The 14975-nt window shown below is 45.6% G+C and carries 18 protein-coding genes and 1 riboswitch; of the genes, 8 read left to right on the top strand and 10 right to left on the bottom strand.

What is annotated here, in order from left to right:
• The first annotated feature begins 118 nt into the window (after window positions 1–118).
• Window positions 119–1006: a fructose bisphosphate aldolase gene (locus DHX103_RS12130; RefSeq protein ID WP_422122538.1), complete on the top strand. Its 888-nt coding sequence runs from the start codon at window positions 119–121 to the stop codon at window positions 1004–1006.
• Window positions 1007–1091: 85 nt separating this feature from the next.
• Here DHX103_RS12130 and DHX103_RS12125 read toward each other — a convergent pair whose 3' ends face one another.
• A complete protein-coding gene (locus DHX103_RS12125) occupies window positions 1092–1229 on the bottom strand; it encodes a hypothetical protein (RefSeq protein WP_422124808.1) in 138 nt (45 codons plus the stop codon).
• Window positions 1230–1382: 153 nt separating this feature from the next.
• Here DHX103_RS12125 and DHX103_RS12120 point away from each other — a divergent pair, with 153 nt between their 5' ends.
• Both DHX103_RS12120 and DHX103_RS12115 read left to right on the top strand, forming a co-directional pair.
• Window positions 1383–1838 (top strand): BsuPI-related putative proteinase inhibitor, encoded by a 456-nt coding sequence (locus tag DHX103_RS12120; RefSeq protein ID WP_422122537.1) that lies wholly within the window; start codon window positions 1383–1385, stop codon window positions 1836–1838.
• 161 nt (window positions 1839–1999) lie between these two features.
• Window positions 2000–2905 carry a DMT family transporter gene (locus DHX103_RS12115; RefSeq protein ID WP_422122536.1) on the top strand — a complete coding sequence of 302 codons (906 nt, stop codon included), beginning with the start codon at window positions 2000–2002 and terminating at the stop codon, window positions 2903–2905.
• A 239-nt stretch (window positions 2906–3144) separates the two neighbouring features.
• Here DHX103_RS12115 and DHX103_RS12110 read toward each other — a convergent pair whose 3' ends face one another.
• The 3 genes from DHX103_RS12110 to DHX103_RS12100 form a co-directional block, all read right to left on the bottom strand.
• Window positions 3145–3558, bottom strand: coding sequence for an RDD family protein (locus DHX103_RS12110; protein WP_422122535.1), 414 nt, complete (start codon window positions 3556–3558; stop codon window positions 3145–3147).
• Window positions 3555–4691, bottom strand: coding sequence for a GGDEF domain-containing protein (locus DHX103_RS12105; RefSeq protein WP_422122534.1), 1137 nt, complete (start codon window positions 4689–4691; stop codon window positions 3555–3557). Before DHX103_RS12105 ends, DHX103_RS12110 begins: the two co-directional genes overlap by 4 nt.
• 295 nt (window positions 4692–4986) lie before the next feature.
• On the bottom strand, window positions 4987–5604 hold the full coding sequence (locus DHX103_RS12100) for a type 1 glutamine amidotransferase family protein (RefSeq protein WP_422122533.1): 618 nt from the start codon (window positions 5602–5604) through the stop codon (window positions 4987–4989).
• 341 nt (window positions 5605–5945) lie between these two features.
• Between DHX103_RS12100 and DHX103_RS12095 the strand changes: the two genes are divergently transcribed.
• Window positions 5946–6155 (top strand): TM2 domain-containing protein, encoded by a 210-nt coding sequence (locus tag DHX103_RS12095; protein ID WP_422122532.1) that lies wholly within the window; start codon window positions 5946–5948, stop codon window positions 6153–6155.
• A gap of 151 nt (window positions 6156–6306) precedes the next feature.
• On the opposite strand, the gene DHX103_RS12090 is transcribed toward DHX103_RS12095, so the two are convergent.
• Together DHX103_RS12090 and DHX103_RS12085 are read right to left on the bottom strand one after the other, a co-directional pair.
• Window positions 6307–6501 carry a hypothetical protein gene (locus tag DHX103_RS12090; protein WP_422122531.1) on the bottom strand — a complete coding sequence of 65 codons (195 nt, stop codon included), beginning with the start codon at window positions 6499–6501 and terminating at the stop codon, window positions 6307–6309.
• 43 nt (window positions 6502–6544) lie between these two features.
• Window positions 6545–6706 (bottom strand): hypothetical protein, encoded by a 162-nt coding sequence (locus tag DHX103_RS12085; protein WP_422122530.1) that lies wholly within the window; start codon window positions 6704–6706, stop codon window positions 6545–6547.
• A gap of 354 nt (window positions 6707–7060) precedes the next feature.
• Here DHX103_RS12085 and DHX103_RS12080 point away from each other — a divergent pair, with 354 nt between their 5' ends.
• From DHX103_RS12080 to mug, 3 genes are all read left to right on the top strand, one after another.
• Window positions 7061–7558, top strand: a complete 498-nt coding sequence (locus DHX103_RS12080; RefSeq protein WP_422122529.1) for an SRPBCC domain-containing protein — start codon at window positions 7061–7063, stop codon at window positions 7556–7558.
• Between the two features lie 16 nt (window positions 7559–7574).
• The gene (locus DHX103_RS12075; RefSeq protein ID WP_422122528.1) at window positions 7575–8012 is read left to right on the top strand and encodes a VOC family protein; all 438 of its coding nucleotides are present in this window, start codon (window positions 7575–7577) and stop codon (window positions 8010–8012) included.
• Between the two features lie 138 nt (window positions 8013–8150).
• On the top strand, window positions 8151–8651 hold the full coding sequence (gene mug, locus DHX103_RS12070) for a G/U mismatch-specific DNA glycosylase (protein ID WP_422124769.1): 501 nt from the start codon (window positions 8151–8153) through the stop codon (window positions 8649–8651).
• A 75-nt stretch (window positions 8652–8726) separates the two neighbouring features.
• Here mug and lipA read toward each other — a convergent pair whose 3' ends face one another.
• Together lipA and DHX103_RS12060 are read right to left on the bottom strand one after the other, a co-directional pair.
• Window positions 8727–9671 carry a lipoyl synthase gene (gene lipA, locus DHX103_RS12065; protein ID WP_422122527.1) on the bottom strand — a complete coding sequence of 315 codons (945 nt, stop codon included), beginning with the start codon at window positions 9669–9671 and terminating at the stop codon, window positions 8727–8729.
• A gap of 11 nt (window positions 9672–9682) precedes the next feature.
• Window positions 9683–10507, bottom strand: a complete 825-nt coding sequence (locus DHX103_RS12060) for a lipoate--protein ligase family protein (protein ID WP_422122526.1) — start codon at window positions 10505–10507, stop codon at window positions 9683–9685.
• Between the two features lie 81 nt (window positions 10508–10588).
• Window positions 10589–10691: riboswitch (TPP riboswitch) on the bottom strand.
• Between the two features lie 327 nt (window positions 10692–11018).
• On the opposite strand from DHX103_RS12060, the gene DHX103_RS12055 reads away from it, so the two are divergent.
• Entirely contained in the window at window positions 11019–12563 is a 1545-nt protein-coding gene (locus DHX103_RS12055) for a hypothetical protein (RefSeq protein WP_422122525.1), read from the top strand.
• Window positions 12564–12676: 113 nt separating this feature from the next.
• On the opposite strand, the gene DHX103_RS12050 is transcribed toward DHX103_RS12055, so the two are convergent.
• Both DHX103_RS12050 and DHX103_RS12045 read right to left on the bottom strand, forming a co-directional pair.
• Entirely contained in the window at window positions 12677–13630 is a 954-nt protein-coding gene (locus tag DHX103_RS12050) for an Abi family protein (protein ID WP_422122524.1), read from the bottom strand.
• A gap of 181 nt (window positions 13631–13811) precedes the next feature.
• On the bottom strand, window positions 13812–14942 hold the full coding sequence (locus tag DHX103_RS12045; RefSeq protein ID WP_422122523.1) for an NADH-dependent flavin oxidoreductase: 1131 nt from the start codon (window positions 14940–14942) through the stop codon (window positions 13812–13814).
• Between the last annotated feature and the right edge of the window lie 33 nt (window positions 14943–14975).

The raw sequence follows: 14975 nt of genomic DNA, 5'->3' as shown, positions 1-14975 counted from the left end.
ATTGGTAACGCTTAATACCCTTCATTTTTGATGAATACTCCAATTATTGGTACAATATTCAGTGTATACTCTATTGATCAATGCTGTATCTCTCAAACTAATCAAAGGAGCTGGGAAAATGAATCAAGAACAATTTGAACTCGTGAAAAATGGACAAGGGTTTATTGCAGCGCTCGACCAGAGTGGCGGCAGCACACCGAAAGCCTTGGCACAATATGGTGTCTCGGAAGATTCTTATTCGAACGAAGATGAAATGTACGATTTGATCCATGAAATGCGCACACGCGTCATGACAGCACCCGCCTTCAACTCCGAGTCGATTCTCGGCGCCATCCTGTTTGAACAGACGATGGACCGGAAAGTCGAAGGGCAATACACTCCGGATTATCTTTGGGAACAAAAAGGCGTCGTACCATTCCTGAAAGTCGACAAAGGCCTCGCCGATGAGCAAGACGGCGTTCAGCTGATGAAGCCGAATCCCGGTTTGGATGACTTGCTGAAACGCGCAAACGAGCGCAACGTCTTCGGTACAAAAATGCGTTCCGTTATCAATAGAGCCAACGCAGACGGCATTAAAAAAGTTGTGGAACAACAATTTGAAGTAGCTGATCAAATATTGGCGGCAGGGCTTATGCCGATTATTGAGCCGGAAGTCAATATCCGCAGCGAAGATAAAGCGCAATCTGAAGAAATCCTCAAGAAGGAAATTCTTGATCATTTGAATAACTTGAGTGAAGACAAAAACGTCATGCTCAAATTATCGATTCCAAGCGTTGATAATTTTTATAAGGAATTGATTGAACACCCGCGTGTGCTCCGGGTCGTTGCCCTTTCCGGCGGCTATACCCGAGACGAGGCCAATTTGAAACTGACAGCCAACGAAGGCTTAATTGCCAGTTTCTCAAGAGGCTTATCCGAAGGCCTGAACGCGAACCAATCAGATGATGAGTTTAATGCAATGATAAAAGAATCAGTGAAAACGATTTATCTGGCATCCATTACGTGAGAATGTAATGGAAACAGAAAAAATAATCCAAGGAATAAGCATTGCTTTTTCCTTGGATTATTTTAATTCCAGACATTTTGGAGCTTCAACTCATAATCAGATAGAGTATATACAGCGGCACGAGTATTAATGCCATGTATTTCAGCATGATGACAGTGCTTGAAGCGAGACATTTGGTTTTATTGGCGATGGCGCTTGTGAAATCATTCAACATTTCAGACAAGGGGCAATCCTCCTTTGGCGTATGTTCATTATACGCAAGAATGTCCTGCGGGAGCTATTATTCTTTCTTATCCTGTAACTTTTTTGCCGGTCATGCGGTCAAATAGTAAATACTGAAAACTTTACAGCTTTTACAAACCGGGGAGGAATAATTATGAACGCAAACAAAATTTTGACCGCATTCATTCTAATAGCTTTGGCAACGTTTTTAGCAGCCTGTGGAACATCGGATTCAGGCGATGACAACGGGGCGTCCGAGGGAGTTACAGAGGAAGAGGTGACAGCAGTGCTCGAACAAATGGACAATAATCTATACCGCTACACTGTGAACAACCAGACGGATGAAGCGATGACCTTCAATTTCACCAGCGGCCAGCGCTTTGATTTCACACTTACAAACGAAGCGGACGAAGAGCTTTACCGCTTATCTTCAGTAAGCTCATATATACAGGCGCTTGGAGAGGAAACAATCGAAGCGGGTGAGGCGCTGGAATATGAATTTGAAGTTCCCTCCATGGAGCTGGAATCCGGCGTTTATACGATTACAGCATGGCTGACACCCCAGGAAGGCGCTCAATACGAAGCGGAAACCGAGTATACAGTCGAATAAATCACACGCAGCCTTTTTCAGAAGGCTGCTTTTTCTTTGCCTCAACTCCTCCTGCCTGCTGACTTTATTTCTGTAAAAGAATATAATAGAAGCTGTCTGTTTGTTTCTGCAGACGGAGGAGCTGTTCTGCAAGTAACCGAATGGCTGATGGAGGAAAATGAATGAACGCAAAAGCTTTTTCTTTAGCATTATTTTCAGTGGTGATCTGGGGCTCGTCATTTCCGGCCATCCGCGTGGGCCTTCAGGGCGGCTACGATACGGGACAAAATGTCCTGGTCCGTTTCCTGATCGCTTCGTTATTATTTCTCGTTATTGCCTTGTGGCCGGGAGTAAAATTCCAGCTGCCGCATCGGGGTGACGTTCTGCGCCTGCTGATTCTTGGATGGATCGGCATCAGTGTCTATCATATATTCGTGACTTTCGGAATGGAGACCATTTCGGCCGGCACTGCAGGCATGCTGGTCGGTTCCGGTCCGATTTTCACAGCGTTAATTGCTGCGGTGGTGTTGAAAGAACGCTTGACGCGCATTGGCTGGCTTGGAATGGCCATCGGTTTTATCGGCATCCTGTTTATCGCATATGGTTCGAACGATGGTGCCTTGACCTTGACGAATGGCGCATTGCTTGTGCTGATCGCCGCCTTCGCTTCCGCTGCTTTCTTTGTTTTCCAGAAACCGCTGCTGAAGAAGTACTCGGCAATTGAGCTGACCGCCTATTTCACCTGGGCAGGTACGCTGCCTTTCCTGAATTTTTCACCCGGTCTGGTCACAACGCTGCAAAATGCCACATTGGAAGCGCATCTTGCGACTCTTTACGTCGGCATCTTCCCTGCCGCGATCGCTTATGTCACTTGGGCAACTGCGCTGTCTCTCGCGAATGCCAGCTCAGTCTCCAGCCTGATTTATTTGGAACCGGCAGTGGCAATCGTGGTGTCCTGGGTGTGGCTTCATGAATTGCCGACGGGACTGTCGCTGATTGGTGGTGTCATCGCGATTGCGGGCGTCATGCTGGTGAATGCACTGGGCCGCAGACGCAGAGTGCTGTCCGGTGAGATTGCTGAAATTTAAACAAGTCGAATCATTCAAGTGAACACTCGTTTTCAATAAAATCCAGCTGAACGCACGCAACTTGGATTTTATCGCACACATTTCGATTGGATCGCACGCAAATCATTTTAATCGCACGCATCCTGAAGTTTATCGCACGCAAGTTAGATATAGAATGGAATGGATCAGTCTATTTCATTCTAGCCAACGGTTACCAAACCAAAAAGGAAGCGATCCGCTGAGCGGACCGCTTCCTTTTTTCATTTCGGCTGCATCGTTTCTTTTATATATTCCTTGACCACTGTATCCGCATATAAATCATGCGGCAATTTGGTTCCTTCGTAGAAATCATATTTTCCCCGGTCTCTCAAATATGACAGCGTGCTGATTGAGTCACGGTGCATGAGCCTTTTAAAAATTTGCTTTGATGACAGTTCACTGCCGTCAGTCGTATCGATGACAATTCCCGCGGCTTTATGTCCAATTGTCTGACCGCTCAAACGCAGCTGCGCATATTCCAATCCCCAGAAGATCATAGTAGGCGCAATGGCATCATAAACGGCTTTGTTTTTCAGTTTATTTCGCACTAATGGTTCCAGCAAAGCAGTGATTCCCATTGTGATTCCGGCGTCAATCGCCATTGCTTTCATCCGCTTCTTCATTAATTTATTCATGATCGGCCTCCTAAGATTAATACCTGTTCCTTGGATTCTACCATGATTCCAGGGAACAATGTTACTCGGTTCCGTCCCTGCCGTTTTGATTGATACAACGACTGATCAGCTTCTTCAATCAGTTCCTCAAGTGCTGTGCCGCCCGATGAATAGCTCATACCGATCGAAACTGTCAGAACTCCCTCCGGCTGCTGTTGTTCGCCTTCGAAATGAAAATCCTGGATGTTTCTTCGGATCCGCTCCGCCAATTCCGCAGCTTCTTCTGAATCACGAGGCGCAACAAGGCAGCAGATAAATTCCTCTCCGCCATAGCGCGCGACAAAATCCTCTTCTCGTATGGAATCCATTAAGATCTGCGCAACAGAACGCAATACAGCGTCACCTTTCTGGTGGCCATGCGTATCGTTATAAACTTTGAAATAATCAACGTCAATCATAATAATCGCCATTGGCAGCTGCTCTTCGACAAGCTGGCCGATATTATTTTTAAAAAATCGTATATTTGGCAAATGCGTCATCGGATCTCGATTCGAATAAAACTCCAGTTCTTTTCGAAGTAACTGGCTGCGGTTTTCACCATTCAGGATCAATGCCATTGCAAAGACTGCCACTGCTGCAAAAAGAATCATGGCAATAGCGATCAGCAAATTGACCGGCGTCGAAAAGAGCATCAAAATCGTTTTAATCGCTTCATAAATAACAAATGCAATCATCATCTTTCTGATGTTCATTATGTCGAAAAATCGGTCTTTGCGTTTATTTTCGTGGAACAAACTGCCGATAATTATGGGCAGGATAATGGACTGAAAAACCCCAACAACCATTGTCGGGCCACCGAGATACGCACGGAATCCTGCGGGCAAAATCGCAGAAAGCACTCCAAATTGCCAGCCACCCACATAAGAAATGAAAAATATCGGGACTTCACGCAAATCCAACCGCATTCCTTCATATAAGAAAGGATTATACATAATAGAAAGTGTGAGGAAACCAAAGAATAATGAAATAATGATTCGCTGCTTAAACGGATTTGTCCAATCCACCAAAACCGCTTCCCTCGTTTTGATGGCTAAATACATCAACGCAATAATCAGCGCCATATTTTCCAAAAAGAAAAACAATAAGTCCCCCATAACACATCTCCTACTTTTAAGTTCTAGACCAGTTTACCAGTATTTTTGGAAATAATACATTTGAATCTTCCCATTCCATTGATATTTCAACCTTCTTAAATTACATATTGTGTAACTCATACCCTTATAAATATAATCTGTATGTACATCCTTTTTGCCAATATTCCTGCTGAAATCAATCCGATTGCAGTGAAATTGAATCGAAACTACTTTGAACTGATAGATGTATAGAGAATTAGAAAAGGTCACCGAAATCCAACACCGGCGACCTTTTTATAAACAAATCTATTCGGTTTCACTGCTCTTCCTTGCTCTTCACAAATTCATGATATCCGAGCTTGAAAAAGCTATACCATTCTTCGATTTCTTCTTCAGATGCAGCATTCAACGCATATAGAACTTCCCTGCCGAATTCCAGATAGGCCGAGCCATTCGCCGTGATAAATTTGCCATCTCTCACTGCCTGTTGCTCCAGATAGGAATCTTCCGCACTGTAATTGCCGGCAGCCACTTCTTTTAGTTCGTCAAGATGATTGCTCGTATGCGGTGAATTGTTCAGCATGCCATTCATCCCTAAAAATACTGTTGCATCACAGATAGCGCCGATTACAACATCTTTCTCCTGCGCTTTTTGCACCAATTCGATTACTTTTCGGCTGTCGTCTTTTCTCCACGAATTGCCGCCGATTAGAACCAATCCGGCAAAATCATCCGGTGCGGTGTCCACTGAATAATCCGGCAGCACGGTAAAACCGCCGATGGACCTTACGGGCTCCCCGTCCAGCGACACCGTTTTAACGGTGAATTTCTTTTCGCCCTGCTCGGGATCTTCATTCAGCGCAGCTGCAATGGCCGCCGCTTCCCAATCGGCGTATTCGTCGAGCACCACGAATAAAACTTTTTGCAGTTCCATTCCTTCTCCTCCGTTCAATACAAATTTCCCGCTTTCCAAAAAAACTGCTCCTTAAGGTATTTCGCCTATCTTTCTTACCTACACTATTCTCGTTAGCTCCCCGTCTTTCCTGCTCCATGCTTTCCATCCGTTCTATATTAACAATGCGTCATTGAACGGATAACAAACGGCAACTTCAATTTTTCCTGGTCGCCTTCTACTTTTTTACAATCATTTATTCTCTGTCATCGATTCCCAAGTAAAAGGTTTTTTTTTCATAATAATACTATCTTATAGTCTTTTACAGCTTAAAATCCGAGAATAAGGGAAAACATCCTTATAAGCAGAAAGGGATGAGCGAAATGAAAAGCAAATTAGCAGCGGGTTTATTGGCTATTTTCCTTGGCGATTTTGGCGCACACAAATTCTATTTGGGTAAACCGGGCAAGGGACTGATTTATCTGCTCTTTTTCTGGACAGGTATTCCAGCTGTCATTGGGATCATTGAAGGCATTATTTACCTTCTTTCTTCCGAAGAAGATTTCCAGAGAAAGCACGGTAAGAGATATTAAGTTTGAGTTTTTCAGCCCATGTCCCGAAGCGATTCGGGGCATTTTTTTGTAGATCAAAATAAATCACTGCATCAGGAATGCATGCGCATTTTGCTGGAACGGGGTCTAAATCCGCATGCCTCATGAAAACCGGTTGATTCTTCGAAACACATTAAAGAGGACCGATAAAAAAACAGAGGGCCAAACCAATAAGTGCGCCAAGCTGGAAAGACAGCTGGCTTTGGAAAATCAGCCTGAAGATTACGGCCGGTATAAGCATCCAGATTAAAATCGGCAATAGGTACGTTTGAAAAATCGGCACCAACCCATTCAAAATACTTTCAAATAAAACCGCAGAAAAATCCATTCCCACCATCTCCCCATCACATTATTTTTTCTACATTCCCTGTTCAGTATTCGTAGGAAATGGTGTCATCATTCAAAATTTTGTAGTCCATTTTCTCGTTCTGAAGCAATTGAATCAGCAGACTAAAGAAAACGCCAATCTGCACCTGTTTCCTTTGGGATTGCTTCATTTTTTTCCTGAATTCACGCTGGCGTTTATTTAGCATTTTTCACACTCCACTACATTTAATGAGTCTATTATACTAAATAAATTATTTTTTATGTGTTATTTTACTTATTTTCTTCCATTTATTTTACAAGTTTTAGCAATATAACTTTAACAGATTGTTTTGAGGTTTACTGTCCAGCAAATTCCTGATGGTCCCTTTTATTTCTGCAGAAAAGCATAGATTTTAAGACAGTTGATTGTGAAAGAATTTAAGGCATTCGCTCTATAATTATCTGAATTTTTGTATAATTATTTTAGAAAGTTGCTATAATGTAAATGAAAAACCGGTCAATCGAAAGAAAGGAGGCTGTCGGAACCGATCGGTCATCTGAGGCAGAAGGAGGTTTATCCAATGTCAGCAAAAGATACCCGCACCCGCATTGAGGGGCGGGAACTGATTATGGAACGCAATTTCGAGGCACCGAAAAAGCTGGTCTATGAAGCGCACGTCAATCCAGATCATATTGCGCGCTGGTGGGGACCGACAGGCTGGGAGACGCATAGTACTGAGATGACAGTGGAACCGGGCGGTGTATGGCATTATTGCATGCGCTCATCGGAGGATGGCCAGGAAGCTTGGGGCAAAGCCGTTTATCAGGAAGTCAAACCTCATGAGCAGTTGGTTTATGAAGACGCTTTTGCCGATCAATTTGGCAATGAAGTGACCGATATGCCGAAAATGCTGGTGCACCTGGAATTTTCCGGAGATGAAAATGAGACGACTCTAACCTCACGCACACGGTTTGAGTCCGAGGAACAATTGCAGAGACTTCTTGATATGCAGGCGGTTGAAGGAATGTCCGAAACTTATGACAGATTAGCCGAATATCTGAACGGCCTGAAAAATTGAAGAAAGAAGGGAAACCATGATTACGAAACTTTTTCCGTATTTGAATTTTGAAGGGCAAGGCAAAGAGGCATCCCATTTCTACACAGATGTGCTGGGTGCTGAACTGGTCGGGCTAATGACATATGGCGAAGCAAATGCAGAAGACATGGAAGGAATTCCGGATGAAGCAAAAGACATGGTGATGAATTCGCAAATTCTGTTGAAGAACGGCGAATACCTGATGATTTCAGATGTGCCTCCGGGAATGGGGATGTCTTTCCAGCAAGGAAATAGCATCAGTATCACCCTTACACTGGACGATAAAGAAGAAGCAAAAACGATTTTCACTCGTCTCGCTGAAGGCGGCAAAATTCAAATGGAGCTTCAGGAAATTTTTTGGAGTCCATTATACGGCAGTGTTTCCGACCGGTTCGGCATCGTCTGGCAAATTTCGGTGGATCCGGAAAACGAATAGTAATAAAACTTTCCTGTCTCCAAAAATTTTTGGGGAAGGTGAGATTCCCTATTTTCTTTTATTTCTCCATCTGTTCCATCCTGCTCAATATCAGGTATGATAGGAGCAAAGAAAATAGAGAGAGGCTGGTCATTCATGTTGGAACCAATTCCCGATCACCTGGAAACAGATCTGAAAATCCTGTTTATCGGCTTCAACCCCAGTATCCGATCATCCGAAACCGGCTATCATTACGCCAACCCGAATAACCGCTTCTGGAAAATCCTCTATGAAGCTGGTTTGACGCCGCGTAAATTTCTGCCGGAAGAAAACAATCGGCTCCTGGAACTCGGTTTCGGACTGACAAATATTGTTGCCCGACCGACAAAAGAAGCAGCAGAAATTACGAAAGCCGAATACAAACTCGGCGCCGAAAAACTGAAGAAAAAAATCAAGAGATATCAGCCACAAGCTGTGTGCTTTGTCGGCAAAGGCGTTTATCAGCAATACAGCAATAAACGTGCAGTGCCCTGGGGCGAACAGTCGGAGTCGGTCATCCCGGGCATCGCCGAATTTGTCGCTCCGTCATCGAGCGGACTTGTGCGGATGAAGCAGGCTGAGATTGTGGAGATCTATCGAGATTTGCAGAAGTTTCTTTGAACGAGTATTTTATTCTATGTAAAAAAAATATAAAGGGCCATCGCAAAAGCGATGGTCCTTTATATTCCTACTATATTAGAATGAGTCCACTTCAAATTTCTTCCCTTGAGACTCGTAGCCTTTCATATAATTGATACGGCGCTGAGCCGACGTCGCATTGACCTGTTCGTCGGCGTGATAGGAAGAGCGCACCATCGGCCCCGCTTCGCAGTGGCTAAACCCTTTGGAAAGGGCGATTTCTTTCAGTTCGGCGAATTCATCCGGATGGTAATAGCGTTCCACATTCAAATGCTTCTTAGTTGGCTGCAGGTATTGGCCGATCGCCATGATATCGACGTTATGTGCGCGCAGATCATCCATTGTCTCGATGATTTCTTCTTTCGTTTCGCCGAGCCCTACCATGATGCTCGACTTGGTTGGTGTGTCTGGTGCAATTTCTTTTACCCGCTCCAACAATTGCAGCGAACGGTCGTACATCGCGCGGGCCCGCACCCGTTTCGTCAAGCGTCTGACAGTTTCGATATTGTGGTTAAAAATATCAGGCCCACTGTCCATTAACATATGAAGGCTTTCGTAATCGCCTTTCATATCTGAAGGCAGAATCTCAACGGTCGTTGCTGGCATTTTTCTTCTGATGGCCCGCACCGTTTCGGCGAACACTGCTGCTCCCCCATCTTTCAGGTCATCGCGGGCGACCGCTGTCACCACAACATGTTTCAAGCCCATAATTTCAACCGATTCCGCCACCCGTTCCGGTTCACCCAGATCGAGTTCATTCGGCAAACCGGTTTTAACAGCACAGAAACGGCAGCCTCTCGTACAAGTATCACCGAGAATCATGAACGTCGCCGTTTTGCGTTCGCTCCAGCATTCATGGATATTCGGGCAGCGCGCTTCTTCGCACACCGTGTTAAGCTTCTTCTCCCGCATCAATTTTTTAAGCCCCATGAATGATTCATTCGTATTGATTTTCACCTTCAGCCAATCCGGTTTCCGTATGTATTCTTCCTGCTTTGTCATTTGAACTCCTCCTATTTTTCAGTTGAGTAACTCAAGCCAAGATTTTTATACTTCGTTTCCGCCAGCCTGTTGATTTCCATCAATTGCGCTTCTGACAGCGTAAGCGTTTCTAATTCCACCCCAAGCCCTTTTTCGAATCCCTTCTTGAAAGCGAATTTTACCTCATCGAAATGAATTGAGCTCCCTGCCGCTTCATTGATGGCAATCGCTTTACCTTTAAACGCTTCCCGTGCCTGTTGTTTTATTGCCGGGGTTGGGTAGCAGAATAAATCAAATAATTTCACGCTGTCAAAGTCGATCGGAATCGAGCCGTGCTGCAGGATGATGCCTTTTTTTCTCATCTGTGCGCTGCCGGCTGCTTTTTTGCCGTCGACAAGCAGTTCATACCAGGATGATTTGTCAAAGCAGACAGCAGAATCGGTTTTGTTCGGTGATATACCAGGAATCGCGAATTCTGCATCGATGCCGAGCTCGCGGAAACCTTCCAACAAGCCTTTTGAAATGATGAGATAGGCTTCCTTTACGGAATGCGGCATTAAAGGATGCGATTCCGGCACTGCAACACTATAGGTTAATTCCTGATCATGGAGCACTGCGCGTCCTCCGGTGTGCCTTCGCACCACTTCCACCCCGTAACTGGCTGCTTGTTCAAAATTGATTTTTTCTTCCGCATTTTGAAACCTGCCGATTGAAATGCCAGCTGGCGACCAGCCGTAAAAACGGATTGTCGGACCGATTTTCCCTTTGCTCAACCATTCGAGCATCAGTTCATCCAAAGCCATATTGAATGCCGGACTCGAGTGGCCCGAATCGATAAAGCCCCATACCTCTGCCATCGCTTCTCCCCCTTTTTTGCACAAAAAAATACACAGCTTCCATTGAATTGGACAGCAGTGCAGAGTGGTGGCATCGGTAAAAGCATGCATCTACCACTTCCCTCCGCCGGCATAATCCAGATCAGGTTCAAAGGGTCCAAGCAATGCTTGTCTCAGCCAAAAAGCGGCTCCCCCAGTGTGTAAATATTCGGTTAATCAAAGAGTAGCACAAGCATTTCGAAAGAACAAACCCTTTTTCTTTCCTGCAAGCATAAATTTCTGAAAATCGTCCGTTCAATTGACCGCAGCAACTGTCAAATTGAAGCTTATTAAACAGAAAAAAGATATATTCCGGGACTAAAAAATGTTAATATATAGAAAACTTAATGGCGTTTTTTCTAAAGGAATCGAATGTTGCCACACATTATCCGATATAAAGAAAGCAAGCCGCAGCTGTTTTCAGCAGGAAACTTCCCTTTTGGTCAGTCGGCAAATTTAAAAAACCATTTTGAACTGGAAAGTGGAGGATATCATGAAGGGTCTATTAAAGATTTTAATTTTACTGGTTTTATTTCTTGGATTCACCATTGGGAGTTATTGGCTCATTTTTAGCCAGGGCATAATATTGGGGATTTTAATTTCCTTCCTGCTGCTCGTGATTTGTATCGGCATTCTGGCATTCAGTCTCTACGGAATTCAAATCGGCCACCTTGCATATGTTGGGCTCAAGACGCGGATGCAAGTCGCCGCGCTGCTCATTCTGACAGTTTACCTCAGTTCGGCACTTGGGCTGTTTGCTGTTGCCAACACGTTGCTCGAACTGCGGGACGTTACGGAGAATTACACAATTGGCGAGAAAACGGAAGTGCTTGTATCGCCTCTTCGGAATAACGGCACGACTCCAGACACTGCCGGCAGCATCGAGAAAAACGGCGTGATATATTCGTACACGGCTTCCACAAAGGACGAAATTGATAAAATCGATGAGTTTTTAGAAACGGAAAAGGTCCGGATTGCCGAATTCTTCGGCACCGAGGAATTCGGCGATCTTACCATCGTATTCCACGACGATTTTGATACCTTGTCGGACGCATCCGGCTACGAAGAGGCAGTGGGCTATTATGAATACCGGAGCCAGGAGATTCATATTGTTCCCGACGATTACTCTTGGCATGTCATCCTGCTGCATGAATACATCCATCACCAGAGCCATTTATATGCACAGGAGAACAGATTAACCGCAACCCGGCTGCCGCTTTGGTTTGAAGAAGGCTTAGCAGAATACCTGGCTGGAGAAACCAGTGACTGGTATGAGTTTGAAGATGTTGAAATCATCGATTTCACCTCATTGAATCACGATTATTCGTTTCACAGCTCGTCTACAGGGACGTTCGACCCTTATATCCAAAGCTTTCTGGCGGTGGAATCTCTGGCCAATAAATACGGAGAAGACAAACTGAAAACTTTACTTGCGGCGGAACTGCCTGGCGAATTTTATGAGCTCCTGGAAGAAACGACCCGCATGGATCTTGCTGACTTCCAGGAAACCTTCCTTGACGACATGATCGAAGAAAGTAACGAGAAGATTGCACAAATCGATGCGGCCTACGAAGCAATGGATATGGGTCTCTACACAGCAGCTGCCACCATCATCAATCAGCTGATGGCATCCGCTTCTGAGGAGGACCTCCACCATCTTTCCTGGATGCAGACGGATCTTTTCCTCATGCAGGACCAATTCGAAGAAGCCATCCTGTTCATGGAGGACCGGCTTGAAACCAGCGATCCCGCTTACCGCATTGATGACCTGACCACTCTCGCTGAATTATATTTGCTGGTCGATTCTGAGAAATCATTGGAGCTGATACAGGAAGCTGAGCTTTTGGTCGATGAAGATGTGGCTATGGATTTCACTTATTATAATCTGGAAGCGTATCTCGAAGCGTACGGCCTGATTAACTCAGATTCACCTTTTGAAGGCTATATGATCCTTCTTGATGAGGATCTTCTATACAATGAAATAATCATTGATCGGGTGACCGAGAAAGTTGAGAATGACTTTCCGGAAGCCAGTTGATGGACGAGTGAAGGCTCCGCGCATGCGCGGAGCCTTTTGTTGAATTTCGGGTGATGCATGGGCTTGGGCATCATAAGATCATAAAAATGAAAAGCTTTCGCCTCTCTTAACTTCTAATTCTCCCGCAATCCCGTATCCCGCATGACCATGCCATATGCGCGGCCCGGCAATGCGCCCTTCAATTCCTGCATCAGCCGCTCCAGCTCGTTTGCAAACACTTCGTATTCTTCTTTCGCCAGCACCAGCCGCAACACGCTTACCATTGAGTAAACCGTTCCTTTGCCCAGGCTTCCCGCAGGTAAACGGAGCATCGCGTCGACCACTTCGAGATCTTCCGGATGCGGCAATCGATACCGATACAACACCTCTTCATGCGCGGACTTGTTGCGATACGGAAAAGCGATGCGCAATATCGCGTCCAGCTCAATCGCCTTCAGCTGAATCGGTTCATATTCCTCACTGAACTCGTCGGCAAAATCTTTGGCAATCCGTTCCCGCAACTCATCGTCGATTACGGAATAAAAATTGCTGATCTGGCCGAGCGACAGGAAATTGACGAGCACCCACAGCGGCACGTTGCGGTGCTTATCGAAAAATTCACGGATGGCGGGATACTTTACCCGGTCGCGCTTCTTATGGCTTTTGATCAAATTATAGAGCGTCGAAACGATTCGGTCGCGCTCATGATGGCGCTCCGAGTCCTGGCTGTAATTGGCGGCTTCCAAAAAACTGTCGGTTTCCCGGAACTTCTCTGAAAAGCGGTATGCCACTTTCGACTTGATATTCTTTTCAAACTTCAGCAACTCATTGAGCATCAGCATGCGCAGTTCCCGGTCGAAGCGGTACAGCGCATAAATATGGCCGAACTCGGTCCCCGTCTGATATTGCTCCAATCCGTACGGATTCAGCCGCTCATCGCGCTCCAAAAACGGCTCTTTATAACCGTCAATGAGCGCGTAATAATTCTCGCGCGACAGGATGCGCCGGGCTGCCGCCTTGTCCGGTACCAGCAGCCCGCGGTTCTGAAGTATTGTAATCTGTTCATCATGGGAAGCAAAAACTTTCATTGGTTTCATCCTCTGCGACTAATTCTTTCTTTTACTCTAAGCGAATTTGGGATTTTAATAAACCTTTGTGTGCTTCATTCACTTAATTTCTACCTTCTTCACAGCCAATACCAGCCGTCCATTTCGACACAAAATTGAAAAAAGCTCCCGGACCAAATTTGGTCCGGGAGCTTTTTTATTGTTAGGCCTTAACTTCTTCCGCTTTCACCATTCTAGCAGCACCGATTCTTTCCCACATCAACGACGGAATATCCATCTTGCCGACCATTTCCTGCGGTATCATTTCATTGATCTCGGCTTCCTTGCCTTGCTTCACTTTGTCGGTCCACTCGGGATCAATCAGCACCTGTCGTCCCATGACAACAATATCAGCGCCTTCTTCCAGTGCGGCAACTGCCTCTTCCGGCTCTTTAACGCTGCCGACTGCGACAAACGCAACGCGGCCCGCAATTTGTTTCGATAGGATTTCAACGATACTGCCTTCCGCTTCATCGTGATGCGGCAGTTTTTGAAAATCCATCAGTGACACGTGGAGGTAATGGATACCGCCTGCAATCAACTTGTCGGTCAATTCTTTCGTTTCGTTGATCGTGTAGCCGACGCCTGCCTCACTGTATTCTTCCGGTGACAGGCGGTAGCCGATGATGAATTCATCATCCGCAAATTCTGCTGCCACTCGTTTCACTTCCGCGAGAACTGCCTGCGGGAATTTCAGGCGATTTTCCAAACTGCCGCCCCATTCATCGTCACGGCGATTTGTCATTTCCGATACGAATTGCTGAATCAGATACGTATTGGCGCCGTGAATTTCCACGCCGTCAAAACCGGCTTCGATTGCCCGGCGCGTCGTTTCACCAAAATCACGTATGATGGCGGTGATTTCGTCCCCCGTCAATGCGCGCGGCGTCGGTTTGCCAGCGGGTCCTTCAACCGCACTTGGGGCCACGGTTTCATTCGCTTTGATCAAATCCGGTTGGCCTTGGCGACCGCCGTGCTGAATTTGAAGAATGGCTTTATTGCCGGCAGATTTCATCTCCACAGCCAATTGTTTCAAACGCGGCATCACATCATCAGTGAAGCCGATAAATTGGTTCGGAAACGCAATGCCGTTCTCGGAAACGGCGATACACGCTGAAATATATAAGCTGCCGATGTTGGCACGGCGGCGATAATAGACAAGTTCCTCATCCGATACGGTTCCATCGGGATTTCCTGAATACGTGGTCATCGGTGCAACACCTAAACGGTCGTTCAGCACCACACCGTTCGGCAAGGTGATTTCTTTGAATAAAGATTGATATTTCGGGTTCATATATGTTCCTCTTTTCTTTTGCTCTTAATTATT

This window comes from Planococcus daihaiensis (genome assembly GCF_049262615.1).
In the GTDB taxonomy this organism is placed as follows: Bacteria; Bacillota; Bacilli; order Bacillales_A; family Planococcaceae; genus Planococcus.
This window is presented reverse-complemented; position numbering and strand designations above follow the sequence as displayed.